Origin of the sequence: Bacillus cereus group sp. BfR-BA-01330 (assembly GCF_022663885.1) — a bacterium.
GTDB classification, from domain to species: Bacteria; Bacillota; Bacilli; order Bacillales; family Bacillaceae_G; genus Bacillus_A; species Bacillus_A cereus.
In genome coordinates this window covers 410,820-437,759 of the sequence record NZ_JAKUGK010000003.1, presented here as the reverse complement: position 1 = coordinate 437,759, position 26,940 = coordinate 410,820, and the positions used below count along the sequence as shown (strand labels likewise).

Sequence of the window (26,940 nt, the reverse complement as noted above, 5' to 3'; positions counted from 1 at the left end):
AATCAATTGGTTTTTTCATGTAAATTTACCATAAAAAAATAGCCCTAGCTATGAGCTAGAGCCATCCTTTTTTTATAACATAACACCAACGATAATCGCTGATAGAATACTTACTAATGTCGCACCGTACACAAGGCGTAGACCAAATGATGATACAACATTTGATTGATTTTCATCGATACCTTTCGTTGCACCTGCAATAATTCCGATAGATGAGAAGTTCGCAAATGATACAAGGAATACAGAAAGAATACCAACCGTACGAGCCGATAAATCACCAGCTACTTTACCAAGATCAAGCATCGCAACAAACTCGTTTGATACTAATTTTGTTGCCATAATTTGTCCCGCTGTTACCATTTCTGCTTGCGGGATGCCCATTACGAATGCTAATGGTGAGAAAATATATCCTAAAATAGCTTGGAATGTAATACCGAACATTGTATCAAACAAGCTATTGATTGCTGTAATTAATGCTACGAAACCGAGTAACATAGCTGCTACTGTAATCGCAATCGTGAAACCAAGCATAATGTACTCGCTCAGCATTTCAAAGAATGATTGTTTTTTCTTATTTTCTAATTTCAGTGTATCTTCTTCTTCTGTAATATCGTACGGGTTAATAATATGAATGATAATGAAACCACTAAATAAATTTAATACAAGTGCTGTTACTACATATTTCGGTTCGATCATTTTCATATAAGAACCAACGATTGACATCGACACTGTCGACATAGAAGATGCACATAATGTATATAAACGATGTTTTGGGATTTTACTTAATTGATCTTTTACTGTAATAAATACTTCTGCTTGTCCAACAATGGCAGCTGCTACTGCGTTATATGATTCTAGTTTGCCTAGACCATTCACTTTACTTAACAACGTACCAATAGCACGAATAAATATCGGTAAAATTTTAAAGTGTTGCAGAATTCCAATTAAAACCGCAAAGAATACGATTGGTAATAACGCTGTTAAGAAGAATGAAACCTCTCCTTTATTAACAAGACCACCAAATACGAAAACGATTCCAGCTTCCGCATATCCAAGAAGTGCGCCAAATCCATCTGAAATTCCTTTTACTAAAATATAACCAACTTGCGTATTTAATAAGAAATAAGATAATGCTAGCTGAATAATAAGCATAATTGCGATTGGTTTATACTTAATCTTCTTTCGATCGGCACTTATAAGAAAACCGAGTACAAATACAACGAGTAATCCTACAAGGAACATAACAAACTTCATTAATAAAATCCTCCATTTAACTCTTCATTAACGTTGAACGTCTGACCATTCAAAACAAGAAATAATCCGAACTTTCCATTTCTCCTCCAAAATCTTCAATCGGATAGGAAAGATCATAAAACCTCTTATTTCAAAGGCATTTTCCATTCTAACACAAATCACAAATCATATCCGCACTTTTCTTTAAAAAATTACATTTTATTATAAAACGTCTATGAATGTTCGTCTTTTACTATCTGCAAATAGTTGAATAAAACAAAAAAGAGCATCAAGTTTCACTTGATGCTCTTTTCATTATACCGCTTTTTCTTTATCAGCTACCGCTGACTCACCCCAACACTCTGTATTGTTCAAACCTGGAATAGACTCCGCATAAAAGACTGGATCTTTCCCTTGTTTCTTTTGCTTAATATAATCTGATAACGCTGCGAAAGCATACTTAGACAGGAATACAATTGCTACTAAGTTAATAACAGCCATAATTCCCATAAATAAATCTGCTAAATCCCAAACGATTTGAATTGTCGCTACAGATCCTAGCATAACCATACCAAGTACAGCAATGCGGTATGCATTTAATAGCACTTTACTTCCATTTAAGAATTCAATATTTGTTTCACCATAGTAGTAGTTACCTACTAATGAACTGAACGCAAACAAGAAGATTGCCACTGCTACAAATATAGAAGCCCATGGACCGATATGTTGACTTAACGCCTGCTGCGTTAATTGAATTCCGTTTAAATCAGCTGCATTATGCACATCTGATAAAAGAATAATAAATGCTGTACAACTACAAATTAATAATGTATCAGTAAATACCCCTAAAGTTTGAATGAAACCTTGTTTAACTGGGTGCGTTACGTTTGCAGTCGCTGCTGCGTTCGGCGCACTACCCATACCTGCTTCATTTGAGAATAACCCACGTTTTACCCCTAATAAAATCGCAGCTCCTAATCCTCCGCCTACTACTTCTTTAATTCCGAAAGCATGTAAGAAAATTTCTTTAAATACATATGGAATTGCCGTAATGTTTGTTACAACAACGAATAATGCCACCGCTACATAAATAATTGCCATTACTGGAACAATCATTTCAACCGCGCGAGCAATTCGTTTTACTCCACCGAAAATAATAACTGCAAGTAAACCAGCCATAACAAGACCTACTAATCTACTATCTGTTTTGAACGCCCCATCAAAGGCAGCCGCTACAGTATTAGACTGTACAGCGTTAAAAATCAATCCGAAACTTACTGTTATTAGAACAGAGAACACAACACCTAACCAGCGTTTCTTTAAACCCTTTTCCATATAATACGCTGGGCCCCCACGGAATGCATTCCCATCTTTTACTTTATAAATTTGCGCTAATGTGCTCTCTACAAATGCAGAAGCACCCCCAATTACCGCGATTAACCACATCCAAAATACTGCTCCTGGACCACCTGCTGAGATCGCAATAGCTACACCAGCTAAGTTACCAGTACCTACACGAGAAGCTGTACTCATACAAAACGCTTGGAATGATGATACGCCGCTCTTCTCTTTTTGCGCTTTCCTCGTTTTCGAGCTTGCCCCATCCCCAAGCAAACGAATCATTTCACCGAAGTAACGAACTTGGACAAATTTCACACGAAATGAAAAATAGAGCCCTAACCCAATTAACATCGCAATAATGATATATGACCAAAGGATATTATTTATATCCCCAATTACCTTAGCTAAAAAATCCATAATTGCATTGCCCCCTCTTCCTAACAATAAGAAAATTATATTCTAAAAACTTTTAGTAATCAAGAACTTTATGTTAGGTTTTATAACATCAGTACGTTAACTCTTTTAACATACGTGTTTTTTTACATGAAAATATAGCCATTACATGCATTTATCCAATACTTAATAACTTATCCTATTCGACCAGCCATACTTTTAAAACAGTACGTTCCCCACAAATAACGAGAGAAACAAACAAAAAAGTTATATTAATAATTACCTCTCACCCTTTTCATCATTTACTACAACAAAAAAGGCGAGCATCGAATTTACCTCGATGCTCGCCTTTTCAATTACACTGCTTTTTCTTTATCTGTTACCACTGGCTTATCCCAGCACTCTGTATTCGTTAAACCAGGAATAGAATCTGCACTGAAGACTGGATCTTTCCCTTGTTTCTTTTGCCTTACATAGTCTGTTAATGCCGCGTACGCAAATCGGCCAAGAAGTGTAATCGCAATTAAGTTCGTGATTACCATTAGACCCATAAATAAGTCTGCCATATTCCATACAACTTGAAGTGTCGCAACAGAACCGAATAATACCATTCCAACTACCGCAATACGGTAAATTGTTAACCACGTTTTGCTTTGCTTAATAAATTCAATATTTGTTTCACCATAATAGTAGTTTCCTAAAAGAGAACTAAATGCAAATAAGAAAATAATAATCGCTAAGAAGCTACTTGCCCATGGGCCGATTTGTGAGCTTAATGCATTTTGCGTTAATTCAATACCTTCTAAATTTGTTGCTTTATATGCACCAGAACATAGTACGATAAATGCTGTTGATGTACATACTAAGAATGTATCTACTAAAACGCCGATCGTTTGAATAAAACCTTGTTTTGCTGGATGCGTTACATCAGCTGTTGCTGCCGCGTTCGGCGCACTACCCATACCTGCTTCGTTCGCAAATAATCCGCGCTGAATACCATATTTCATCGCAGCACCGATACCGCCACCTACAGCTGAATCTAAACCGAATGCACCTTTAAAGATTTCCGTAAACACATCTGGTATTAAATAGAAGTTTTTAATGACAACAAAAATAGCTACCGCAATATAAACAAGCGCCATTGGCGGAACAATCATTTCCGACATACGTGCAATACTTTTTACACCACCAAAAATAATAACCGCAACTAATGCAGCTAATACAATACCAACAATATAACGCTCTAAACCAAATGCATTTTCAAACGCTAATGTTACTGTATTCGCTTGTACTGAGTTAAAAATTAAACCGTAACTAACTGTAATAAGGATAGAAAACCAAATTCCCATCCAACGTTTATTTAAACCTTTTTCCATATAATAGGCAGGACCACCACGGAAGCCACTGCCATCTTTTACTTTATAAATTTGGGCAAGCGTACTTTCTACGAAACTTGAAGAAGCCCCGATAATCGCAATAACCCACATCCAAAATACAGCTCCAGGTCCTCCCATAGATATAGCTAATGCTACACCAGCTAAGTTACCGATACCAATACGAGCTGCTGAACTCATACAAAACGCTTGGAAAGAAGATACACTACCTTTTTTACGCGTCTTTCCAGTTAATCCATCACTCATTAGTCGAACCATTTCCCCTAAATGAGTAATTTGTACGAATTTCAATTTAATAGAAAAATAAAGACCTAAACCAATTAACATTGCAATAAGAATATATGACCAAAGAATTGTATTTGTTGATGAAATAAATTGCTCTAAAATATTCATACAATTAACCCCTCCTTTTCTCCATAAAACGAATTATATTTAAAAAACATTCAAAAATCAACATTTTTCGACAATTTGCAATTTCCAAATATTAGCCAGGTTCACAATAACAATATCTTTATGACTGACTACCCTCCCTCTAACTGTGCATACTAAAACAAAAAATAAATTCACAAACAACCCTATTGACAAAAATACCAACCTGTAACTATAATAATTACAACAGGTTGTAACAAACCTAATTACAACAAATTCATTTACTTTCAGATATACACTTTAACAAAACACTTTGGAGGGATTTATTATGAAAATCGGAATTATCGGAGCAACTGGTAAAGCAGGAAGTCGTATTTTAAAAGAAGCATTAGATCGCGGACATGAAGTAACTGCAATCGTAAGAAACGCTGCAAAAATTACAGAAGAAAACGTAAAAGTTTTAGAAAAAGACGTATTTTCTCTTACATCTAACGACTTGCAAGCATTCGATGTAGTTGTAAATGCATTCGGTGCTCCAGCAGGACAAGAACACCTTCACATAGATGCAGGAAACGTACTAATTGAAGCGATGAAAGGTGCACCTAACACAAAATTACTTGTAGTTGGTGGCGCTGGAAGCTTATTTGTAGACGAAGAGAAAACAACACGTGTATTTGAGACACCAGGTTTCCCGAAAGAATATCTTGCAACAGCTCAAAACCAAGGTAAAAACTTAGAAATCTTACAACAAACAAATGACATCACTTGGACATTCATCAGCCCTTCTGCACTATTCGCATTAGGAAAACGTACTGGTTCTTATAAAGCTGGTAAAGACAACCTTCTTGTGAACGCAAAAGGTGATAGCTACGTAAGTTACGAAGACTTCGCAGTTGCAGCACTTGATGAAATTGAAAACCCAAAACATGTAAACGAACGCTTCACAGTAGTTTCTGAAGCTGAATAATAAAAAAATCTCGTAAAACATAATGTTTTACGAGATTTTTTTATTGTTACACTTGTTCTAAACCATTTTGAGTAATCTTAAAGGATATTTCTTGCCCCTTCATCGCATCCTCTTTTTTAACTAACTCATTCTTTTTGTACCAATTCAAACGACTCGGTTCCGCATGGTATACTTTCAGCACATCTCCATACTCAAATGCCGTTCCATTTACTTGTTCTGCAAAATTCTTTGAAGTCTCTTGCCCTTCTGCTGTTACATGCTTTTTCTCAGTTCCGTTTTGATCATAAATCGTAAGGCCTATATACTGCTCATTTACAAAGCGATAATGAATCTCCTCATTTGTAAATGTTGCATGTAATTTCTTTTCAGCGTGGTTTAACGTAACAATTGAACGTGTAACATCGGACACACCTTGATAGACTAGACTATCCCCATATGTCACTTCTACAGGAACTTCCGTCACCTTCTTATTTCCAAATCGATCTTTCGTTTCTACTTTCACTTTTTGCTGACCAATTTTTGTCGTATCTATTTCCCCTACAAAACCTACTACTTCTCCACCCTGTACTTCAACAAAGTTCTTCGCGTCTAGCGTTTCGCTATTTGTTCCGATTACTACTTGCTGCGGATTTGTTTTTACTGTTTGCTCACCGTCTAATCTTTCAAATCCATTTTCAGTTATTTTGAAGACTAATTCCTTTATCTCTTTACTTTTTCCTTCGCCCACATATACATCTTTTTGATACCAATGTAAACGAGAAGATTCCGCATGATATACTTTCACTACATCTCCATACTCAAATGCAATTCCATTTACTTCCTTAGCAAATTCTTGCGTATTCTCTAAACCTTTTACTGCTATATTTTTCTTCACTCTTCCTTCTTTATCGTACAATGTGAATTCAAAATACTTTTCATCTTTAAAGTAATCATGAATTAGGTTCTTTGTATCTGTCGCACTCAGTTTTTTCGTATCATGACGCAAAGTTACAATTGATTTCAAGTCACCATCTCTATAGCTCAGCCCATATACAAGTAGGCTATCTCCATATGTTACTGTTAGAGGAACTTCTGTCACTTTCTTATTTCCAAATCGATCTTTCGTTTCTACTTTTACTTTTTGTTCACCGATTTTTGTTGTATTTGGTTTTTCTACAAATCCAACTACTTCTCCATCTTTTACTTCAACAAAGTTTTTTGCATTTATTTTCTCTACATCTGTTCCGATTACTACCTTCTGTGGTACTGCCTTTACCTCTTGTAAAGTTTCCATTCTTTCAAAGCCTTTTTCAGTTACCTTGAAGAATAATTCTTTTTCTACTTTCGCCTTACCTTGGCCAGCAAGGCTATTATTTTGATACCATTTCAAGCGGTCCGGTTCTGCATGGAATACTTTTACTACATCACCATATTCAAACTGCATTCCACTCACTTGCTCCGCAAATTTCTTTGAAGTTTCTTGTCCTTCCGCTGTTACACGCTTTTTTGTGTTCCCATTTTGATCATATAGCGTAATCCCCATATACTCTTCATTTACATAACGATAATGAACAGGATTACCTGTAAACGTTGCGTGCAGTTCCTTTTTATCATGTTGCAATGTTACAACCGAACGTATTGCATTATCATTAGCATGAAATACTAAACTATCTCCATAAATTACTTCAAGCGGCACTTCTGTTATCTTCTTATTTCCAAAAGCATCCTTCGTCTCTATTTTTACTTTTTGTTCTCCAATTTTTGATGTATTTGGTTTTTCTACAAAACCAACCACTTCTCCATCTTTTACTTGTACGAATTCTTTCGGATCTAGTTTGTCTACATCCATTCCGACTACTACTTTTTGCAGTTTCGCCGTCACTTCTTGTAAACTATCTTTTAATTCGAACCCTTGCTCAGTTATTTGGAATAATTTCTCTTTTTTATTTTTAACTTTTCCTTGATCTACAAGTTCGTTATTTTTAAACCACTTCAAACGGCTTGGTTCTGCGTGGAATACTTTTATTACATCACCATATTCAAAATCCAATTCATTTAGTTCCATCGCAAATCTTTTTCCCGTTTCTTGTCCTTCTGCTGATACACGTTTCTTTTCAATCCCATTTCGATCATATAGCGTTAAGCCCATATATTCTTCTTTTTCAAAACGGTAATGTATTTCATTATTAGTAAAGTTTACATTTAATTTCTTCTTATTGTGGTGAAGTGTCACTGTCGACATTACATCATCTGAAAGTCCTTGAAAAACTATACTGTCATCATAAAATCCGTTAACTTGGACAGGAATTGAATTTTTATTTCCTTTCTCATCCCCAATTTCTACTAACACTTCCTGTTTCCCATTCTCTAATTTAGGCCATACAATCTTTCCTGTTACTTTTACATTCTCACCTAAATTTCGAACAAGCTTACTTGCTTCATTCTCGTCAGAATCTGTACCAACTAAAAGATTTTGTACTTCATTAGCAGGTTCACCATACGGAACCTTATACAGTTCAACTTGCTTCTCACGAATATCATTACTATCTGTAGCTTTCCAGATTTCCTTTTCTAATTTAGGTAACTTTGATTTTTCTATTTTCTCTCTAATATCATCATTTGGTGTTAATCCCCACTCCTCAAAGAAAGGAATTAAATTTTGCCCTGCCACTTTTGATGTCATATAAATAAATAGCTGCTTTTTCTCTTCATCAGAATGAGGCATTTCACTCTGAGGTAACAAACGATAAGCTTGATGTAACCTAGGATAAAAATGTTCTCCATACACTACATTTAATTGCCAAAACATTGTAAGAGGATTAATGTCATCAATGAATCTTTCTGCTTTAGGCTTCTCTAAATACTCAAATGAGTTTTTATAGTGCTCATCCATTTCTAATTGATTCCCTAACGCCTTTTGAACAGCTAATGAGTAAATATTTACTGTTACTTCCCTTACTTTAGACCACTTCCACGGTTCTTGCTGATGTAAATGACCAACTTCATGCCACGGTCCCCATCCATCCTTCTCAAGTACCTCTATATCTAAAACTCTATTCATTGCAGTTGGAATATATCCTGTATGATAATGTTTCGCAAACATAAAGTCCCCTTTAGCAGGCTTCCGTTTTTCAACAAACTGAACATAATGAGTTGGAGATTTTGCAACCCCAACACTGTCCTCAGATAATCCTGCCACTGCGTTTTCTAAACGGATAATCTTATCATGCAATTTCATTAAATCTGTTGGATCCGTATTCTTCATATATTTCTGCACAGAATCGTAAGTAGTAGTAATTAAGCTTCTCTCACCTTTTAATTCAACTGCATAAGGATCCTTATATTTTTTTAACATTTCATCCCAATCTTTTTTCGTATGCTTACCTAAAATAAATAAAGGAAAGTGACTACCACCATTTGTAACGGAAGCTGTTACTTCTCCTTCGTTATTCATATTATAAAAATATAAAATACCGCCTCTTGAAGATGAAATAACATTTTTTCCTGGTTTTAAATCAAACTCCTCTGGGTCCTTTTCATCATAAGATCTCGTTCCAATAAAAGCTTGGATAGACTGCGTTCCTTTTATGTCAATTGTAATCTCTTCATTTGGCTCTGCATAAATTCCAGTCGGTTCATTAGCGGAAAGTTTCCAAGTAACTCTTAAACGATTATTTTCTTCTTCTACGCTACCTTTCCCCGGCAACTGGAATACTCTCTGCTCAAATTTATTCTCTTCCAACTGCCCGCCCTTATTCTCTTCCAAAGGCGCCGCATATCCTTTTGATGCTTCGAAAGCTACTGGTGATAATAATGTAGATATACATATACCTGCTACTAATACCCTACTCTTTTTCTTCTTTGACATAATCTGTGTCCCCTGTCCTTTTTTTAGACAAACCATCCTATATATTCGTTTAATGAAAAATCCTATTATCTTTATAAAAACATTTAACGAATAGACTAACACCTCGCGCACCTGTATCTATTACTACCGCATTTCCCTCCATGTATTCGCTTTCTTACATTGTACAATTTTTATGTAATATCCCCTCCTCACTTCTCTCTATTTGTGATGAGTTCTCTTGCTACATAAAAAAGAGAATAGTAAAAGATATTTTTCAGTATTGTCATCTATACATCTAAAAATGTGAACAACAATATATTTTTACATTTTCTTCATATATGACCATCTATAGGTAGTTTTTCCAACTGAATTGTACACGCTTTACACTTTGTTTGATAGCCTCTCTAATTAGAATAATGTTACAATTTCGCGAATAAAATCCATTTATTGTAACGTTTAGATTTCTCCATATTTTATTATTTTTAAATACTTCTTCAAACGTTAAAATAGTGTTTCACTCGATTAATTATTATCTTGATATATCTTTAAAGGATTCATATGAAAAAGCATTGGCATATACCAATGCTTTTTCATTATCTCTTTTGATTCGGTTTATGCGGTTCATTTGGAGTATATGGCTTATTTGGTTTATTTGGAGCCTCAGCCTTTTTCCAACTTACCGCTAACTCTGGACTTGTTTTTTCTTCACTACGCTCAAGTAATACTACTGCATTTTGAATAGTCGGTGTACCTTTATGCGCAATCCCTTGTAATTTCGTTAAATTTCCTGATACTTTAAAGCTAAATCCACCAGCTGGTGTTTGTTTCGGAATTAAAATGCGGAACTTTTCTCCTACATTAAATTCTGTTTTTGTTTCGCCTTTTTCATTTGCAAATTTCACGCCCGCTGGTGCACCTGTTGCTTGCACTTTATACGTTCCGCTTTTTGCATTTGTTTCTACTGTATATAAGCCTGTTTCAAAGAAATCATTTTTTAAGACTGCTTCTTGTTCTTCTGTAGGAGTTACACTCATCGTAATTTCTTGTAGCTCTTCGCTAGCGTTTGCTTTTGCAACGATATCTTTTGTTACTTTCTCTACATTTTTATTTCGGAAATCTAAATCATTAACATCAATTTGTTTTAACGCATTCCATACTGCAAGCTGCGTTGCGTAATGCGCCTCTCTCCAATCAGATACTCCTAATTCTTGTGGGCTCTTTTGTGGATATCCATTCAACAGTACACGGTACACATTAATATCCACTTTACCCATTTCTGGTAAATCTTGACCACTCGGAGATTTTAAATCTACATTTAAGCAAAATGCAATTTTTCCATCTGCCGTTTTAATAAGTTCTGTTCGAATTGGTTTCTTCTTTGACTTACTATAACTCCAATTCATTTCATACTTTGTATGATCCATAACTTCTGCGAATGCTTTTTGAAGTGGGAATAATACAAATAAGACACTTAAAAACATAGCTAAAAGTTTGAACGATTGCTTTATATTCATGTTTACAGCCCCTTAATAACAAACTTAATACTAAGTAGTATTTATTTAGAAACTATTTTTATGCAAAAAAAAAGAGTGCTTTTAAGCACTCTTTTTTCTTACCTTAATCTTAGAAATCGAAGTTATCAGGATCTGGACCAACGCGATGATTTTGATTTAACGCATCGATTTTTTCCATATCTTCTTTCGTTAATTCAAAGTTAAATACATCTGCGTTTGCAATAATGCGGTGTTCTTTCGTTGATTTTGGAATTGTGATTACTCCATTTTGAAGATCCCAACGTAAAATAACTTGCGCTGTTGTTTTACCGTGTTTCTCAGCAATCTCTTGTAATGTTTCGTTATCTAATAATTGACCTTGCATTAGTGGTGACCATGCTTCCATTTGAATACCTTGTTCTTTACAGAAAGCTTGTAGTTCTTTTTGTGTTAAACGAGGGTGGTATTCTACTTGGTTAATCATTGGTTTAATTTCTGCATCTTTCATTACATCTTGTAAGTGATGGATTTGGAAGTTACTTACACCAATTGCACGTACGCGCTTTTCTTTATAAAGTGTTTCTAGCGCTCTCCATGTATCTTTATATTTTCCTTCTGAAGGCCAGTGAACAAGATATAAATCTAAATAATCTAGTCCTAATTTTTTTAGACTCTCTTCGTATGCAGCGATTGTTGTTTCATACCCTTGATCTGCGTTCCATACTTTTGAAGTAATAAATAATTCTTCTCTTGCAATACCAGTCGCTTCAATACCTGCACGAATTCCTTCACCTACAGCTTTTTCATTTCCGTAAATTGCAGCTGTATCGATGCTGCGGTATCCTGCTTTAATTGCTGATTTTACAGCTTCTACAAGTTCTGGTCCTTCTTCTACTTTAAATACACCTAAACCGAACCAAGGCATTTCTACACCGTTATTTAATACTGCTTTACTTTGTAAGTTTTTCATTTTATTTTCTCTCCTTTTATTTTACTTGATCTCTTTTTTCTAATGTCATGCTCCACGCTGTTAAAATAACAGCGGCTACTACCATAAGGCCACCTACCCAAGCAGTATGGATTAATCCTAATGAATTCGTTACAAGGCCACCTATATAAGAACCTAAAGCGATCCCTCCGTTAAATGCGGCAATATTAATTGCTGAAGCAACATCAACCGCACTCGGAACAAAGCGCTCTGCCAATATAACTACATATACTTGTAGCCCCGGAACATTCATAAATGCGAATAGTCCCATGAAAATAATTGTGATTAATCCAGCTACTTTAAATGGCGCTGTAAATGTTAAAACAAATAATATAATCGCTTGAATCAAGAACATGTAAAATAGCGCTCGAATCGGATTATGATTCGATAATTTTCCGCCGACCATATTCCCTATCGCAATTGCGATTCCATACACTAATAAAATGATAGTAACAGTACTTGCTTCAAATCCTGTTACTTCTTGTAATAACGGAGATAAATACGTAAATGTTACGAATGTACCGCCGTATCCAAGTGCAGTAATAATGAAAACAAGTAATAGTCTTCCATTTTTAATTAATTTAAATTGATCACGAAACGATACAGGTACACCATTTTTTAAATTAGATGGGACGAGTATACTGTTTGCGATGAAAGCAATAATTCCAATTACAACAATCGCCATAAATGACGCTCTCCAGCCAAATTGTTGACCGATAAATGTTCCAATTGGCACACCAGTAATAGTCGCAACTGTTAATCCAGTAAACATAATCGCAATTGCGCTAGCACGTTTATTCTCTGGTACGATTGCAGCTGCAATTGTAGATCCAATTGACATAAACACACCATGTGCAAACGCAGATACAATTCTTGCAATAATTAATACAGTGAAGCTTGTTGCTACCGCCGCAATGCCATTACCAATAATGAAAATAACCATAATCCACATTAATAATGTCTTTCGCGACATACTAGCCGTTAACGCTGTTAAAACAGGAGCTCCTACCGCTGCTCCTAACGCATATAAGGAAACCGTTAAACCGGCTGTTGTAACCGAAACATTTAAATCTTTTGAAATAGATGGTAGTAAACCGACACTAATAAACTCGGTCGTACCAATCCCAAACGCACTAATTGCTAGCGCTAATAAAGCAAACATACTTCTTCGGCTCGTCTGAGCTTCCGAAGATGGTACTGTATATGAACTCAATTGAATTCCTCCTTATTACAAGAAATCCAATCATAATAGTATGATAAAAAGGCCCTTTTATCTTCTAAAAAATATATTTCATACTTACAAATGCTATTATGAATGGTTTCATTCCTTTTTTGAAGAACGCACTTTAAAGTACGATAGGCACTAAAAAGTAACATAGTCACTTTTTGGTACCGTACTACTCATTTGCCTCTTACATGTGCTATTATGAAACATATTTAACATAATAAAAAGTACGTACTTTAAAGTGCTATAGGTACTAAAAAGTAACATTTGTATGATTTAACTTATTTTACTCACAAAGGGAGGATTTCATATGAAGAAATACAATATTCCTGTAGAGGCGACTTTAGAAGTTATCGGCGGAAAATGGAAGGTTGTTATCCTTTGTCACTTAACGAAAGGTACAAAGAGAACGAGTGAACTAAAACGTTCCATGCCTGGTATTACACAAAAAATGTTAACACAGCAATTACGTGAATTAGAAGACGACGGCGTCATTCAAAGAAAAGTATACAACCAAGTCCCACCGAAAGTAGAATATTCTCTTACCGACTACGGTTGGTCTTTAGAATCCATTCTTGATTCTCTTTGTTCTTGGGGCGAATGCCATCTTGAAAAAGAAGGTAACACATCGATGCTAATTGCAGAAGGTGAATAATAGGAAAAAGGAAAAAACGAACATGAATTTGTTCATTTTTTCCTTTTTTTCTATATATATATGTACATTTCTAACTGGAACAAAATATTTTATACGCTTTCATACCTTGTCAGCACTACGTTATACACTCAATATCAAATAATTAGGAATCATTTTTATGTTAACATAGGTGCATATAGTATATAATATAGGATATATATTATATACACTTTCCGGTAACGGAGCTTTTCCATTATGCGGACAAGCCATGTATCGGACAGTTCATAAATAATAAGTAAGACGTTATGGTTTTAGATTTATGTCAGCTTACTTGCTGTCATAAATTTAAAGGCATTTTATTGTGTTTTGTGAAACTTTGTATAAAGTTTCGTAACCGTTTACTATCTTACTTATAAAAAATAAGAGTATTGCTATCGTAAAGGAGAATTGGAGATGCCAGAAACTATGACTCAAACAAAGCCAGAACAAGAAACTGTACAAATTTCTGCTAGCCAAGGACAACTTGATGTACTTGATCAGTTGTTAAAACCTGAGGTACAAGAATCATTAACAACACTAGTAGAACAGCTTCCAAAATTAACTGAGCTTGTTAACATTTTAACTAAGTCTTATGACTTCGCTCAAACTGTTGCTACTGATGAAGTATTAAAAAGCGACACTGTTGGTGCAATCACAGAGCTTGTAGAACCTGTAAAAGATACAGTGAAAAGCATGGCTGCTACTGCAATCGAAGCGAAAGATCGTGCTGACGAAAGCAACGAAGTTATCGGCCTGTTCGGTCTATTAAAATTATTAAAAGATCCACAAGCACAAAAAATGTTCCGCTTTGTGAACGCATATCTTCAAATTAGTGCAGAACGTAACAATAAATAAGTTAACTTATAACAACAATTAGTAAAGACGGGGGATATCATACTATGTCAAAACAAATTGTCATCTTAGGCGCTGGTTATGGCGGTCTTCTTGCCGCTTTAAACGTACGTAAATATTACAGTAAATCAGAAGCACAAGTTACAGTGATTAACCAATACCCAACGCACCAAATCATCACTGAACTACACCGCCTTGCAGCTGGTAACGTGTCTGAGCAAGCAGTTGCAATGCCACTTACAAAGCTTTTCAAAGGTAAAGATATCGATCTTAAAATCGCAACAGTTGAGTCATTCTCAGTTGATAGCAAAGAAATCAAACTAGCTGGCGGCACTACTTTATCTTACGATGCACTTGTAGTTGCTTTAGGAAGTAAAACTGCTTACTTCGGTATTCCAGGACTAGAAGAAAACAGCATGGTATTAAAATCTGCTGCTGATGCAAATAAAATCTACAAACACGTTGAAGACCGTATTCGTGAATACGCGAAAACGAAAAACGAAGCTGATGCTACAATCGTAATCGGTGGTGGCGGATTAACTGGCGTTGAGCTAGTTGGTGAGCTTGCTGACATTATGCCTAAACTTGCAAAAAGCCACGGCGTAAATCCAAAAGAAGTGAAACTTCTTCTTGTTGAAGCAGGTCCAAAAATCCTTCCAGTATTACCAGACCACTTAATCGAACGTGCAACTACTAGCCTAGAAGCGCGCGGCGTTACATTCTTAACTGGTCTTCCTGTAACAAACGTTGCTGGCAACGAAATCGACTTAAAAGACGGTCAAAAACTTGTTGCTAACACATTCGTTTGGACGGGCGGCGTACAAGGTAACCCATTAATCGGTGAATCAGGTCTTGAAGTTAACCGTGGACGTGCAACAGTTGATGCATACCTACAATCTACTTCTCACAAAGACGTATTCGTTGCTGGAGACAGCGCTGTTGTCTTCGCTCCAGACGGACGTCCATACCCACCAACTGCACAAATCGCTTGGCAAATGGGTGAGTTAATTGGATACAACTTATACGCAGCACTAGAAGGCAAAGCATTCGAAGAGTTCGCACCTGTAAACTCTGGAACACTTGCTAGTCTAGGACGTAAAGATGCGGTTGCTACAATTGGAGCAAGCAATACTCCACTTAAAGGCTTACCAGCATCATTAATGAAAGAAGCAAGTAACGTTCGTTACTTATCACACATTAAAGGTCTATTCAGCTTAGCTTACTAATCTGAATATAAGCCCGAATCATGCCCTGCATGGTTCGGGCTATTTTTATCCGTAATTTTCTCTAACTTATTTATTCGGCAGAAGAATCGTATAACCCTTTTAATTATCTAAATTTACTGATTATTTTATGTCCAAATTGTGTATACGAAAAGATGGAAGTATCCTTCCTACTCCCATCCTTTCACACAAACTATTCGCCTAACTTCACAAGGCTGTAATTCTTCTTCCCTTTACGGATAATAATAAATCGTCCATCAAAGGAATTCTCTACCGTAACATCTGTACCCACATCTGTTACCTTCTCACCATTCATAGAAATAGCTCCATTATTAATATCTTCACGCGCTTGTCGTCTAGATGGCTCAATTCCTAAATCAACTAGCCATTCTACGATGTTTTTCGTCTCTTTTGAAGACTGAAATGTTGGCATCTCTTTAAAACCTTGTTCAATTTCATCAGCTGTTAACGATTTAATATCTCCGCTAAATAACGCTGCTGTAATTTTCACAGCTTGCAGGAATGCTTCTTCTCCATGAACGAATTTCGTCATTTCTTCCGCTAATACTTTTTGCGCTTCACGTTTATGAGGCTCTGTTTCTACCTTCACTGCCAATTCATCGATGCGCTCTTTCGTTAAGAATGTAAAGTATTTCAAGTATTTAACTACATCGCGGTCATCTGTATTTACCCAGAACTGGTAAAATTCAAACGGTGTCGTTTTTTCAGGATCAAGCCAAACCGCACCACCTGCTGATTTACCAAACTTCGTACCGTCCGATTTTAATAATAACGGAATCGTTAATCCGAATACTTTCGCCTCATGACCTTCTAACTTACGAATTAAATCTAAACCACTCGTAATATTTCCCCATTGGTCACTGCCACCAATTTGCAGTTGAACATCCTCTTTCGTGTATAAATGATGGAAGTCCATCGCTTGCAAAATTTGGTACGTGAATTCCGTGAAAGAAATACCTGTATCTAAACGGCTTGCTACAATATCCTTCGCTAACATGCTATTGATGCTAAAGTTTTTCCCGTAATCACGTAAAAACTCAATAATATTTATTTCATGTGTCCAATCATAGTTATTTACCATCTTCACTTCGCTATTTCCACCAAAATCAAATAGCTTTTTCATTTGTGCTGTTAACGCATCCACATTATGCTGAACTACTTCTAACGTTTGAAGTTGACGCTCTGATTGTCGTCCACTCGGATCACCAATTGTTCCTGTTGCCCCGCCAATTAAAATAACAGGATGATGACCAGCTAATTGGAATCTCTTCATCATCATAAACGGAATCAAATGTCCAATATGCATACTATCACCAGTCGGATCAACTCCGCAGTATAGCGAAATCTTTTTCTCTTCTACTAGCTTACGTAAACCTTCTTCGTCAGTCTGCTGATTAATGGCGCCGCGCCATTCTAATTCATCAATAATATTCATCTTTTGTCATCCCCTTTATTTTTTAAAAACAAAAAAGCCCCTATGTCTACGATAGACATAGGGACGATTATTCACCGTGTTACCACCCAGTTTGCATAAATAGCATAGCTACTCATACCACTCTTAGCAATAATATCGATTGCTAGTCCGCTTAGCATTACCTAAGATACTCCAGAGTGTAATTCGCAAGTTTGTTTGTGCTAGGTTCCAGCAACCCCTAGCTCTCTCGTTAACAGTGACAAACTGCTACTGGGCTCTTTCAACGTATGTTATTTGTTAAATTATTAGCCATTATATTGAATTGAAAACAAATTGTCAACAATACCCAAATATTATTTTAAAATAATTCATATCTTCATACGTATTTCTTTATTCCTTATCTTCTCCAATAATCCTTACTTCTCGCTCCAACTTCACGCCAAATTTCTCTTCAACTGTCTTTTGTACGAAGTGAATTAAATCGATGTAATCTTGTGCTGTTCCGTTATCAACATTCACCATAAACCCAGCGTGTTTTAAAGAAACTTCTACTCCACCAATTCGCTTACCTTGTAGTCCTGAGTCTTGAATTAACTTACCAGCAAAGTTATTTGGTGGGCGCTTAAATACGCTACCACATGAAGGATATTCTAGAGGCTGTTTTGACTCACGTTTAAACGTTAAATCATCCATTTTTGCTTTAATTTCTTCATGTACACCTTCTTCAAGTTCAAATCTCGCTTCAAGAATAATGTAATGGTTGTTTGCAAATACACTCTTACGATATCCAAATTCAAATGCTTCTTTCGTCAAAGTACGTAGCTCTCCATCACCTGTCATTACGACAGCTTCTGTTAATACAAACGAAATTTCACCGCCGTATGCACCAGCATTCATATATAATGCTCCGCCAACTGAACCTGGAATACCACAAGCAAACTCAAGACCCGTTAAGTTATGGTCTAAGGCAATACGTGATACGTCAATAATTGCTGCACCACACTGTGCTACAATCGTCGTTCCTGTTACAGTAACACCTGTAATATGAATTAAACTTACTGTAATCCCGCGAATTCCACCATCTTTAATAATGACATTCGATCCATTTCCTAAAAACGTAACTGGAATATTATATTCGTTCGCATATTTAATAACTTCTTGAATTTCATCATAATTTGTAGGCGCAACAAAAACATCTGCTTTTCCGCCAACTTTAATATGCGTATGATTCTTTAACATTTCATCTTGTTTAACATGTCCTTCAGGCAATACCGTACTTAAATATTTATAAACCTCTTGCATATTCATTTTACGATTCCTCTATTTCTATATTCATTTTATCCCGTTATACGGGCCCATAATATCCCCACGTACATGAAAGAACCTAAAGTGGTGGATACAGTGTACCCAAAATCAATTCGAGACACCTATAAACCTCTTAATTTATAAGAGGTGCCACTCATATTAAAATATATATTGCATAATAAAGCAACCCAAATGGACTACTAAACTTGACATGTCATCAGAAAGACAACAATTTGTAAAATATGTGACTTTTTCAAAACACTATCCCTCAGTATCTTACTATACCACACAAAAAGAAAGTGGTATTTTTTTGTACTTTTTACTTTATTTACATCAATAAAAAAGAGCACATCCGACAGAATGTGCTCTTTCTATACTCTTTATATTACTTTTCGTTCTCTTCTTTTTCTTTATCAAACCATAACAGCTCATCGTTATCAACTTCACCATTATAATTGATTAAAATTTCTTCTCCTGCTTTTATATCCTTATAAGCATAGAAGTTAAACGTATGGTTCTCGAAGACAATATCATACGTTGCATTCGGTGTATATGAATGATTAAATAACATACCGTATCCTAAAAGGATTGCCGTATGATTGATTCCATACTCAAATGCGTAGTCAGCAAGTAATGTTTTCTCAATATGTTCATGCTGTTCATTCGGATAAGAGATAACTGGTGCTGCGTGTATCAACTCACCTTTTTTAATATCACGAGTTGCAAATACACCTCTATTAAATTCTCCATCACTAAGTTCAGAAGTCTTAACTTCGATCATATGCGTCACCTATTTAATTCTTTCTTTGAAGTATTTTAATTCCGCTATTAGCTGAATTTTATCTCCTTAAGCTTGGCAGAAAACGCGCAGAAAAGCAATTAAATTCCTATCAAGTATTCGTTTCAATGAAAAAAGAGCACATCATTCGTGCTCTTTCCAAGCAATATTACTTTTCTAAAATATCTTCTAACAACTTCACTTGCTCGCTAACAGTTTGTAACGTCTTCACTGACGTATCATTTCGATGTTTTTCTTCTTCCACACTCGCTAGCACTTCTTCTGTAGCTGTAGAAGTTTGCTGAATTACGTTAGAAGCATGCGTAACATCCTTTACGATATTCGTCGTTTTAACTTGGAAACTTTCTTGATGAACAACAACCTCTCGCATTACTTCATTAATCGCATCAATAAACTTCCCTAAATCAGTTACATTTGTTAAAACGCTTGCTAACATCTCGTTACATTCTTCTTGTACTCTTTCTGACTTTTCTACTTGTACTTCTACCTTACTTGCTTGATTACTAAACTCCTTCAAAATCCCTTGAATTCTTCCCGCAGAACGATTTGATTCTTCAGCAAGCTTTAACACTTCACTCGCTACAATAGCAAAACCTTTTCCATGCTCGCCTGCCCTCGCAGCTTCAATATTTGCATTTAAAGCTAGCAAACTCGTCTGACTTGAAATATTCGTTATTACATCTACAATTTCATTAATTTGTTTCGATTGCATCATTAAATCTCTAAATATAATTCCAGACTGTGAAACAACATCATTTAAACTTCTCATGTTAGTTTCAAAATTTCTTAGAGTATGTACACTACCTTTTGAAATTTCTAAGCTTTCATCCACACGAGCCGATGCAGTTCTTACTTGAGAGATGATTTGTTCAATATTTCCCTCCATATCATTCAATACTTCTACCGAACGATACATCATCTCTGATTGTGATTGCGTACCAACTGCCACCTCTTCAAAGGCAAAATTAATTTCACTCATCGATTCCATCGACGTGTTCATATTTTGTCTTAAATGATTGAAATTACTATCTAGTTTCACAACTGTTTCTTCAATAAGTCTTTGCGTCTCTTCTAACTCCTGAGCTTTTCTCATTACTTCTTGCTTCTCATCACTTAAACGAAGGAGCAAATTAGAACCGATTTTCGTGACGCCCCACATAGCGATTGTTACAATCGCTAACAAACTTGCGAAATTAGCAGCTTCAGACGAGGCTGTATAAGCAAAAAATTGCTCCGGCCAATAGCTACAAAGGATAAATGTGATCACAACAGCTACCCCGCCAAGAATTAAAATGAGACGCTCACTTAAGTAAATAAGTGAAACAGCTAATGTAAAATAGACCATTTGAAATACAGCCGGGCTTTCATTAAAAGCTTGTACCATAATGTAAGACATTGTAAGCAACATAAATGTCATGATATATTTATACGCTGATTCCATACTTTTTATAAAAGTAAACAGCGTTCCAAATGCAACGACAGAAATACCACAAATCCAAAACGCTATTGCTCTCTCTGTAAAAATATATCCATAATACCCAATTGCGATTATCCCAAGAAAGAAACTACAAATCGTTATAAACAGTAATAAATGATTTTTCTGTGATTCTTTCTCAAGGTTAGAAAAACAAGTCCTCTTTAACCACTCCATATGAAGCCCCACCTTCTACTTATACATATCAATTACTTCAGTTTAAATACCGCACTTACTGGGTTATGATCACTATTTTCAAACTTTAAATCTTTCCCTTGTACATTTACAATCTCTACATTCGGTGAAACGATAAAGCCATCAATAATAGTGACGAAATTTTCACCTTCTACATATTTCTTTACATCATCTCTCACAGTCATAACAGACGGATCTACAGCCCACTTAAAGCCACCGTCTGTAGTAAAGTCCTTCGGTAACTCTACTAACCACTCAGGGCGCTCTTTCACGAACTTCGGATCACTTAATTGAGCGTTTGAAACTAATTGATTCCAATCTCCGCCCATTATTACGTAATCACCATTTTCATAATGCTTGTTCATATATTCTTTTAAGTACTCTACTTGCTGTTTTCTAATTTTCCCGCCTTCATCATAAGCAGACAAATGTAAATTTACGAGTCTAACATGTTTCCCATTATTAACAGGAATTTTATATTCCACAATTGCTCGATCTAAATCAAACAAACGCTTTGGCCAAGGCTCCATTCCAGGAAGCTGGAACCTCTTCGCTTCTTGAACAGTGTATTTAGAAAACGTACTTAATCCAGCCTCCGCATATCCCATTGGATTTATTATTGGCACTGGAACCCATTTCGTATCGTAGTTCTTGCCAAATGACGAAACATAATCAGGTAATCCTTTTTTCAAAAATTCATGTTCATTTACATCAAATGAACGAAGTGACTTTATATCAACTTCTTGTAATAGTGCAAAATCACTATTCTCATTTTGTAAAAACGAAAGCATATTCTTTAAATTAGTTTCCGTTTGCTCTTTACTACTTGAACCAGATCCCTTTCCACCATCCATAAAGAAATCTTGATCCTTATCTAACCCAGCATATCCAATATTAAATGTTGTAACTTTAAACTCATTTCCAGTCGCTAATACGCGCTCCTTATTATTCTCCACCTTCAAGCTTATAACATCAGCAGGCTGTTCTTTAGTAAGTGTCATATACGCTAGAAATCCTCCTACAATGCCCGCTACTACTAAAACACATGTAAATACGATTTTTAAAAATTTCTTCAAATAAATGACTCCTTTTCACGCAAATTTATTTTTCTTTATTTTCAGTCAAATAAAACAAAACGACACACATAAGAAACATTTTATCATAATTAAAACCGTATATCACTATATTTAGTTGATAAGTAATCGATCCCATTTTAATTACTTGAAAAACCTTCAGACATCAAAAAAAGAAACGTTACACCCACCTCCTCACTGGAATTTAAACGGTATATTTAGTACACTATATGTAATAATCCTAGGCGATGGAGTTCGCCATAAACGCTGCTTAGCTAATGACTCCTACCAGTATACATACTGGTAGGAGTCTATTTTTTTGAGCAATCTATTTAAAGAGGTGAGAAAATTGATTTATATTATCGTCGGCATTGCCGGTATATTAGGAGCTCTTTCTCGTTATTATTTAGGTCTTAATATCACCACATTTTGGCATCATTCATTTCCATTAGCAACATTACTCATTAACTTAATCGGTTGCTTCTTCTTAGCGTGGCTAACTACTTATATCGCCCGGCTAAACATCTTACCTTCAGAGGTCATCACAGGCATCGGAACTGGATTCATCGGTTCCTTTACGACTTTTTCAACATTTAGTGTAGAAACTGTGCAATTGATCAATCATTCTGAGTGGAGCATAGCCTTCTTATATGTATCATGTAGCATACTTGGTGGCCTCATTATGTCTGGCCTTGGCTATACACTTGGAGATTTCTTAATTAAGAAATCTCTTACGGAAGGTGATTACTCATGATAGAAGCCTTATTAGTCGCAACAGGAGGATTTTTCGGTGCGATTACACGATTTGCAATTAGCAATTGGTTTAAGAAAAGAAATAAAACACAATTTCCACTTGCTACATTCCTTATTAATATAACAGGGGCGTTTTTACTTGGATATATAATCGGCAACGGAGTTACTACAGGCTGGCAACTATTATTAGGTACTGGATTTATGGGTGCATTCACTACATTTTCTACGTTTAAACTAGAAGCCGTTCAACTTCTCAATCGAAAAAATATTAGCACTTTCCTTTTATACTTAAGCGCTACGTACATAATTGGTATCCTCTTCGCATTCCTTGGAATGAAGCTAGGCGGAATATGAAAAAAAGCGACTCTATTGAGTCGCTTTCTTTCATAAGAAATATGTCCCGCCATATGGAATAGAAAATAAACCAGCTGGATGTACATCGTAATGTACAATTTGCATCGGAAGCTGTGAATACGGCATATACTGACTTTGCATCATTTGTGCAAAATATGCTTGTTGTTGCATTTGAATAGCTTGATTCATAGCATGAATTGTTCCCTGTGCCCCAGCCAGCGTAATAGCTGCTCCTACTTGTCTTCCATTATAAAAATGATGGTTCATCATGATTCATCCCACTTATTCTTTTTCTTCCATATGGTATGTTTCTATTTCATAGTGAGTATTTTGTCCCTATTGGTAACCCCTATTTATTGCCCTTTTTCAGCTTTGAAGTAATAAATCCAAATAATAATACGCCAATACCACTAAGGAACAATACATAACTTATCGGTACTAGGAAAAAGAAAGGTTCTTCAAGGAATCCATCCGCTCCTACTTTACTGTTTGAAGCATGTTTAGTTAAAGAAATAATCGCTAAAATCATGAAAGAAATAGCTACTACGTATTTATTTTTCATTTCACATTCTCCTCTACTTATGTAATTCTCCTTAAATCGTTAACATCATATTATCTAAAAAAACATTAACATTCAATAATTACTTATTGTTTAACGATAAATAATTATTGACTAAACTAATAACAAAAAGATTTACGAAGCATATTAAATCACTTCGCAAACCCTCTGTATTATAAATATTTACACTTCAAACCTCTTGCTTAATACTATATACATTGCGCAAAATAGCACGAATATCCCAGCATAAATTAACAAAATCTCTACACTAAACATATCCGACAATGGCCCAAATATTATCATTCCTAGAGGAAGCGCGCATGAATTCGCAATTTGTACAAGACTGAACATCCGTCCGTGCATTGATGGTTCTACTTTCTCCTGCAATAACACAGTAACTGGTGTATTGAAGCACGGCATCGTTATACCAATTAAAAAATTAAAGACTAAATATATAATAAATATTGGTGCTATTCCGAGTCCAATCATAAGCAGTCCATATAATGCACAAGCTAGCGCTGTTGTATACATACGATTACGAAAACCACCCCACGCCGCAATTAATACGCCACCAGCTGCCGCACCCGCACTAAAGGTCATCTCACTAGCAGTAAGTCTCCACATTTCGGCCCCGAAAGAACGAGTTACCATTAAAGGTGTTAAAAAAGCAGCTGGACTTATTAAAATCATGACGATAATTAATAAAACGATTAGCCTTTTAATAAATACATTTTCTTTTAAATAAGAGAATCCTTCTTTAATTCCTTGTAGATTAGATTTTTGCTTACTCTCTACATTCACATGTCCTTCCACCTGAATGATAAACATAATACTAATTCCAATCATAGCCGTAATAACATCAATAAAAAATGTTGTTTCAATGCTGGCAATAGAAAGAATCATCGCACTTGCTGCTGGAGAAAGAAACATAATTAAAGATGTAATACTGCTATTTATTCCATTTACTTTCATAAGATACTCTTTCGGAACGATTTGCGGAATTAATGCATTTACAGCTGGCGTTTGTACTCCTGTTCCAGCTGAACGAATGAGTAACACAATAAAAAGTAACCAAATACTTTTATATCCTGTTAAAAATAAAATTGCTAAAACTAACGTCGCAATCGCTATAATTCCATCAGATAACATAATCATCTTTTTACGGTCATAACGATCAATCCAAACACCTGCAAACAAAGATATCGCAATTTGTGGTAGAAAACCGCAAACAGTTGAAATAGTCAACATCACTCCTGATGATGTTGTAAGGGTGATATACCATATAATCGCGTATTGTACGAGAGAGGAACCGAACAACGAAATAGTTTGAGCGGTCAAAAATAATATAATTTTCGTTTTCCAATTGTTTTCACTCATATGTTTCACACCCCCTTAACTAATCCTGTCTCTATATGAAAGATGCTATCTGCCCAATCAAGATAAAAACTCGCTTCGTGAGATACGAGTATAATGCTGCCCTTAAACTTAATTAGCGCCTTTTGCAAAGCTTCCTTCGCTTCTGCATCTAAATGATTTGTCGGCTCATCTAAAATTAATAAGTTACAAGGTGATAATAATAATCCGCACAGTTTCACCTTCGATTGTTCACCACCACTTAACGTACGAATTTCTTGCGAAACGTGCGTATCCTTCACTCCACACGCAGCTAAATGATGGCGTATTTCCTTCATATTCAGTTTAGGAAACTGTTCTGAAATAATTTGAAGCGGCGTTAAAGAATCATTGCTCCAATTTAAATCTTGCTCATAATATCCAATCTTTATTTGCTCTGAAAAGTGAAACTCTCCAGAAATACTATCAATATTTCCAACGATTGTTTTTAATAAAGTAGATTTTCCTACTCCATTGAAACCTGTAATAACAAGTTTTTGCCTACCCATTACTGAAAAATTCAACTTTGGTAAGAGAGCGAAGTCGTAACCAACTTCAAGGTTATTTACTTCAAGAACTGTCTGAACTGAAATGGGAAGTTCCTGAAAATGAATAGACGGTTTATGAGTAAAACTTGGTGGCGCAATTCTTTCCATACGCTGTAATTGTTTTCTACGACCTTGCGCTATTTTTGAATTCACCCCAGCAATATTTCTACGAATATACTCTTCCGTTTTTTCAATTTTCTTTTGCTGTGCATAATATTGGCGAATATAATCTTTTCGCAAATGCTCCTTCTGCCTTACAAAATCTGAGTATTTGCCGTAATACTTCTTAACTGTCCCGAACTCTACATCACATATGCAAGAAGTTACCTTTTCCAGAAAATCAAAATCATGTGATATGACAATAAACGCTCCTTCAAAATTCATTAAATAATTAGCAAGCCACTCCACATGCTCCTTATCAAGAAAATTCGTCGGTTCATCTAGTAATAAAATATTAGGCTCTTCTAATAAGAGCTTCGCTAAAATTACCTTTGCACGCTGCCCTCCGCTTAATTCACCAATAACACGATCCATCCCAATCACATCAATACCTAAGCCGGATGCCACCTTATTCGTAATACTATCTACTGAATAAAAATCATGAGCCTCGAGCAGTCCTTGAATTTCTGCCGCTTTCAATAGTTGATTTTCATCTCCAGTCATCGCACTTTCTTCATATAACTTGTTCATTCTCTTTTCCATTTCATACAAATCATAAAAAGCTCTCTTTAAATATTGTGAAATGGTATAAACCTCATCAATTTCAGCGTATTGATCAAGATGCCCAATTTGAATATTAGGTTGCCACTTTATGTCTCCCTTATCAGAAATAATTTCCCCCACCAATATTTTCATTAATGTGCTTTTCCCTGCACCATTCTGTCCAACAATTCCCATATGCTCCCCTTTATGCAAATCAAAAGAAGCATTTTCGTATAATACTTTATCTATAAAACTATGTGATAAACTTTCAACTTTAAGTAAACTCATTTTTATTCCTCTTTTCCTGAAATTAAAAAAGCAGAGAGATAGCGTCATTCGACACTAGCCCTCTGCTTCGTGGTTTTTTCTATACT

The 26,940-nt window shown here is 35.6% G+C and carries 22 protein-coding genes, 1 riboswitch and 1 other annotated feature; of the genes, 6 read left to right on the top strand and 16 right to left on the bottom strand.

Going from position 1 to position 26,940, the window contains the following annotated elements; translation table 11 throughout:
- Window positions 1-72 precede the first annotated feature (72 nt).
- From MR112_RS11245 to MR112_RS11235, 3 genes are all read right to left on the bottom strand, one after another.
- Complete coding sequence (locus MR112_RS11245) at window positions 73-1,254, bottom strand: NupC/NupG family nucleoside CNT transporter (protein WP_000673841.1); 1,182 nt, start codon at window positions 1,252-1,254, stop codon at window positions 73-75.
- A 294-nt stretch (window positions 1,255-1,548) separates the two neighbouring features.
- On the bottom strand, window positions 1,549-2,991 hold the full coding sequence (locus MR112_RS11240; RefSeq protein ID WP_000346373.1) for an alanine/glycine:cation symporter family protein: 1,443 nt from the start codon (window positions 2,989-2,991) through the stop codon (window positions 1,549-1,551).
- A gap of 332 nt (window positions 2,992-3,323) precedes the next feature.
- Window positions 3,324-4,754, bottom strand: a complete 1,431-nt coding sequence (locus MR112_RS11235) for an alanine/glycine:cation symporter family protein (RefSeq protein ID WP_001022930.1) — start codon at window positions 4,752-4,754, stop codon at window positions 3,324-3,326.
- A gap of 304 nt (window positions 4,755-5,058) precedes the next feature.
- On the opposite strand from MR112_RS11235, the gene MR112_RS11230 reads away from it, so the two are divergent.
- Window positions 5,059-5,697 carry an NAD(P)-dependent oxidoreductase gene (locus MR112_RS11230; RefSeq protein WP_242244964.1) on the top strand — a complete coding sequence of 213 codons (639 nt, stop codon included), beginning with the start codon at window positions 5,059-5,061 and terminating at the stop codon, window positions 5,695-5,697.
- A 46-nt stretch (window positions 5,698-5,743) separates the two neighbouring features.
- On the opposite strand, the gene MR112_RS11225 is transcribed toward MR112_RS11230, so the two are convergent.
- The 4 genes from MR112_RS11225 to MR112_RS11210 form a co-directional block, all read right to left on the bottom strand.
- The gene (locus MR112_RS11225; RefSeq protein ID WP_242244963.1) at window positions 5,744-9,544 is read right to left on the bottom strand and encodes a putative mucin/carbohydrate-binding domain-containing protein; all 3,801 of its coding nucleotides are present in this window, start codon (window positions 9,542-9,544) and stop codon (window positions 5,744-5,746) included.
- A 572-nt stretch (window positions 9,545-10,116) separates the two neighbouring features.
- On the bottom strand, window positions 10,117-11,037 hold the full coding sequence (locus tag MR112_RS11220) for a thioester domain-containing protein (RefSeq protein WP_001022532.1): 921 nt from the start codon (window positions 11,035-11,037) through the stop codon (window positions 10,117-10,119).
- Between the two features lie 109 nt (window positions 11,038-11,146).
- Complete coding sequence (locus MR112_RS11215; protein WP_000793532.1) at window positions 11,147-11,986, bottom strand: aldo/keto reductase; 840 nt, start codon at window positions 11,984-11,986, stop codon at window positions 11,147-11,149.
- Window positions 11,987-12,002: 16 nt separating this feature from the next.
- Window positions 12,003-13,166 (bottom strand): MFS transporter, encoded by a 1,164-nt coding sequence (locus MR112_RS11210; RefSeq protein WP_002026553.1) that lies wholly within the window; start codon window positions 13,164-13,166, stop codon window positions 12,003-12,005.
- Window positions 13,167-13,539: 373 nt separating this feature from the next.
- On the opposite strand from MR112_RS11210, the gene MR112_RS11205 reads away from it, so the two are divergent.
- The 3 genes from MR112_RS11205 (at window position 13,540) to MR112_RS11195 (ending at window position 15,980) form a co-directional block, all read left to right on the top strand.
- The gene (locus MR112_RS11205) at window positions 13,540-13,884 is read left to right on the top strand and encodes a winged helix-turn-helix transcriptional regulator (protein ID WP_000760481.1); all 345 of its coding nucleotides are present in this window, start codon (window positions 13,540-13,542) and stop codon (window positions 13,882-13,884) included.
- Between the two features lie 432 nt (window positions 13,885-14,316).
- Window positions 14,317-14,757, top strand: a complete 441-nt coding sequence (locus MR112_RS11200; RefSeq protein WP_001115309.1) for a DUF1641 domain-containing protein — start codon at window positions 14,317-14,319, stop codon at window positions 14,755-14,757.
- Between the two features lie 44 nt (window positions 14,758-14,801).
- Window positions 14,802-15,980 (top strand): NAD(P)/FAD-dependent oxidoreductase, encoded by a 1,179-nt coding sequence (locus MR112_RS11195; RefSeq protein ID WP_000043202.1) that lies wholly within the window; start codon window positions 14,802-14,804, stop codon window positions 15,978-15,980.
- A 190-nt stretch (window positions 15,981-16,170) separates the two neighbouring features.
- Here the strand turns inward: MR112_RS11195 and tyrS are convergent, their stop codons facing one another.
- The 5 genes from tyrS to MR112_RS11170 all read right to left on the bottom strand — a co-directional run bounded on the left by tyrS (window position 16,171) and on the right by MR112_RS11170 (window position 22,261).
- Entirely contained in the window at window positions 16,171-17,433 is a 1,263-nt protein-coding gene (gene tyrS, locus MR112_RS11190) for a tyrosine--tRNA ligase (RefSeq protein ID WP_061536034.1), read from the bottom strand.
- 56 nt (window positions 17,434-17,489) lie between these two features.
- Window positions 17,490-17,705 (bottom strand) — a binding site (T-box leader).
- 97 nt (window positions 17,706-17,802) lie between these two features.
- Complete coding sequence (gene murB, locus MR112_RS11185) at window positions 17,803-18,720, bottom strand: UDP-N-acetylmuramate dehydrogenase (RefSeq protein ID WP_001057102.1); 918 nt, start codon at window positions 18,718-18,720, stop codon at window positions 17,803-17,805.
- Window positions 18,721-19,102: 382 nt separating this feature from the next.
- The gene (locus tag MR112_RS11180) at window positions 19,103-19,498 is read right to left on the bottom strand and encodes an SET domain-containing protein (protein ID WP_000573649.1); all 396 of its coding nucleotides are present in this window, start codon (window positions 19,496-19,498) and stop codon (window positions 19,103-19,105) included.
- Window positions 19,499-19,664: 166 nt separating this feature from the next.
- Window positions 19,665-21,167: a DUF4077 domain-containing protein gene (locus MR112_RS11175; protein ID WP_000455083.1), complete on the bottom strand. Its 1,503-nt coding sequence runs from the start codon at window positions 21,165-21,167 to the stop codon at window positions 19,665-19,667.
- A gap of 32 nt (window positions 21,168-21,199) precedes the next feature.
- The gene (locus MR112_RS11170) at window positions 21,200-22,261 is read right to left on the bottom strand and encodes an endonuclease/exonuclease/phosphatase family protein (protein ID WP_242244962.1); all 1,062 of its coding nucleotides are present in this window, start codon (window positions 22,259-22,261) and stop codon (window positions 21,200-21,202) included.
- Window positions 22,262-22,493: 232 nt separating this feature from the next.
- A riboswitch (Fluoride riboswitch) is annotated at window positions 22,494-22,553 on the top strand.
- A gap of 54 nt (window positions 22,554-22,607) precedes the next feature.
- Between MR112_RS11170 and crcB (MR112_RS11165) the strand changes: the two genes are divergently transcribed.
- Both crcB (MR112_RS11165) and crcB (MR112_RS11160) read left to right on the top strand, forming a co-directional pair.
- Window positions 22,608-23,012 (top strand): fluoride efflux transporter CrcB, encoded by a 405-nt coding sequence (crcB, locus tag MR112_RS11165; protein ID WP_000639315.1) that lies wholly within the window; start codon window positions 22,608-22,610, stop codon window positions 23,010-23,012.
- The gene (gene crcB / locus MR112_RS11160; protein ID WP_000568587.1) at window positions 23,009-23,365 is read left to right on the top strand and encodes a fluoride efflux transporter CrcB; all 357 of its coding nucleotides are present in this window, start codon (window positions 23,009-23,011) and stop codon (window positions 23,363-23,365) included. Before crcB (MR112_RS11165) ends, crcB (MR112_RS11160) begins: the two co-directional genes overlap by 4 nt.
- A 30-nt stretch (window positions 23,366-23,395) precedes the next feature.
- Here the strand turns inward: crcB (MR112_RS11160) and MR112_RS11155 are convergent, their stop codons facing one another.
- The 4 genes from MR112_RS11155 to MR112_RS11140 form a co-directional block, all read right to left on the bottom strand.
- Window positions 23,396-23,635: a DUF3947 family protein gene (locus tag MR112_RS11155; RefSeq protein ID WP_000980930.1), complete on the bottom strand. Its 240-nt coding sequence runs from the start codon at window positions 23,633-23,635 to the stop codon at window positions 23,396-23,398.
- 79 nt (window positions 23,636-23,714) lie between these two features.
- A complete protein-coding gene (locus tag MR112_RS11150; RefSeq protein ID WP_242244961.1) occupies window positions 23,715-23,927 on the bottom strand; it encodes a DUF3955 domain-containing protein in 213 nt (70 codons plus the stop codon).
- Window positions 23,928-24,107: 180 nt separating this feature from the next.
- A complete protein-coding gene (locus MR112_RS11145) occupies window positions 24,108-25,301 on the bottom strand; it encodes an MFS transporter (protein WP_001293755.1) in 1,194 nt (397 codons plus the stop codon).
- Window positions 25,302-25,306: 5 nt separating this feature from the next.
- Window positions 25,307-26,854: an ABC-F family ATP-binding cassette domain-containing protein gene (locus MR112_RS11140; RefSeq protein WP_242244960.1), complete on the bottom strand. Its 1,548-nt coding sequence runs from the start codon at window positions 26,852-26,854 to the stop codon at window positions 25,307-25,309.
- Window positions 26,855-26,940: the final 86 nt, after the last annotated feature.

What these genes read in the sequence shown, in the direction of transcription:
- MR112_RS11205 (WP_000760481.1), top strand. Translation starts at nt 13,540, where the DNA reads ATGAAGAAATACAATATTCCTGTAGAGGCGACTTTAGAAGTTATCGGC.
- MR112_RS11215 (WP_000793532.1), bottom strand. Translation starts at nt 11,986, where the DNA reads ATGAAAAACTTACAAAGTAAAGCAGTATTAAATAACGGTGTAGAAATG.
- MR112_RS11140 (WP_242244960.1), bottom strand. Translation starts at nt 26,854, where the DNA reads ATGAGTTTACTTAAAGTTGAAAGTTTATCACATAGTTTTATAGATAAA.
- MR112_RS11240 (WP_000346373.1), bottom strand. Translation starts at nt 2,991, where the DNA reads ATGGATTTTTTAGCTAAGGTAATTGGGGATATAAATAATATCCTTTGG.
- MR112_RS11200 (WP_001115309.1), top strand. Translation starts at nt 14,317, where the DNA reads ATGCCAGAAACTATGACTCAAACAAAGCCAGAACAAGAAACTGTACAA.
- MR112_RS11195 (WP_000043202.1), top strand. Translation starts at nt 14,802, where the DNA reads ATGTCAAAACAAATTGTCATCTTAGGCGCTGGTTATGGCGGTCTTCTT.
- MR112_RS11220 (WP_001022532.1), bottom strand. Translation starts at nt 11,037, where the DNA reads ATGAATATAAAGCAATCGTTCAAACTTTTAGCTATGTTTTTAAGTGTC.
- MR112_RS11150 (WP_242244961.1), bottom strand. Translation starts at nt 23,927, where the DNA reads ATGAAAAATAAATACGTAGTAGCTATTTCTTTCATGATTTTAGCGATT.
- MR112_RS11235 (WP_001022930.1), bottom strand. Translation starts at nt 4,754, where the DNA reads ATGAATATTTTAGAGCAATTTATTTCATCAACAAATACAATTCTTTGG.
- MR112_RS11230 (WP_242244964.1), top strand. Translation starts at nt 5,059, where the DNA reads ATGAAAATCGGAATTATCGGAGCAACTGGTAAAGCAGGAAGTCGTATT.
- MR112_RS11155 (WP_000980930.1), bottom strand. Translation starts at nt 23,635, where the DNA reads ATGATGAACCATCATTTTTATAATGGAAGACAAGTAGGAGCAGCTATT.
- MR112_RS11210 (WP_002026553.1), bottom strand. Translation starts at nt 13,166, where the DNA reads ATGTTTGCTTTATTAGCGCTAGCAATTAGTGCGTTTGGGATTGGTACG.
- MR112_RS11245 (WP_000673841.1), bottom strand. Translation starts at nt 1,254, where the DNA reads ATGAAGTTTGTTATGTTCCTTGTAGGATTACTCGTTGTATTTGTACTC.
- MR112_RS11180 (WP_000573649.1), bottom strand. Translation starts at nt 19,498, where the DNA reads ATGATCGAAGTTAAGACTTCTGAACTTAGTGATGGAGAATTTAATAGA.
- tyrS (WP_061536034.1), bottom strand. Translation starts at nt 17,433, where the DNA reads ATGAATATTATTGATGAATTAGAATGGCGCGGCGCCATTAATCAGCAG.
- MR112_RS11175 (WP_000455083.1), bottom strand. Translation starts at nt 21,167, where the DNA reads ATGGAGTGGTTAAAGAGGACTTGTTTTTCTAACCTTGAGAAAGAATCA.
- murB (WP_001057102.1), bottom strand. Translation starts at nt 18,720, where the DNA reads ATGAATATGCAAGAGGTTTATAAATATTTAAGTACGGTATTGCCTGAA.
- MR112_RS11225 (WP_242244963.1), bottom strand. Translation starts at nt 9,544, where the DNA reads ATGTCAAAGAAGAAAAAGAGTAGGGTATTAGTAGCAGGTATATGTATA.
- crcB (WP_000568587.1), top strand. Translation starts at nt 23,009, where the DNA reads ATGATAGAAGCCTTATTAGTCGCAACAGGAGGATTTTTCGGTGCGATT.
- MR112_RS11145 (WP_001293755.1), bottom strand. Translation starts at nt 25,301, where the DNA reads ATGAGTGAAAACAATTGGAAAACGAAAATTATATTATTTTTGACCGCT.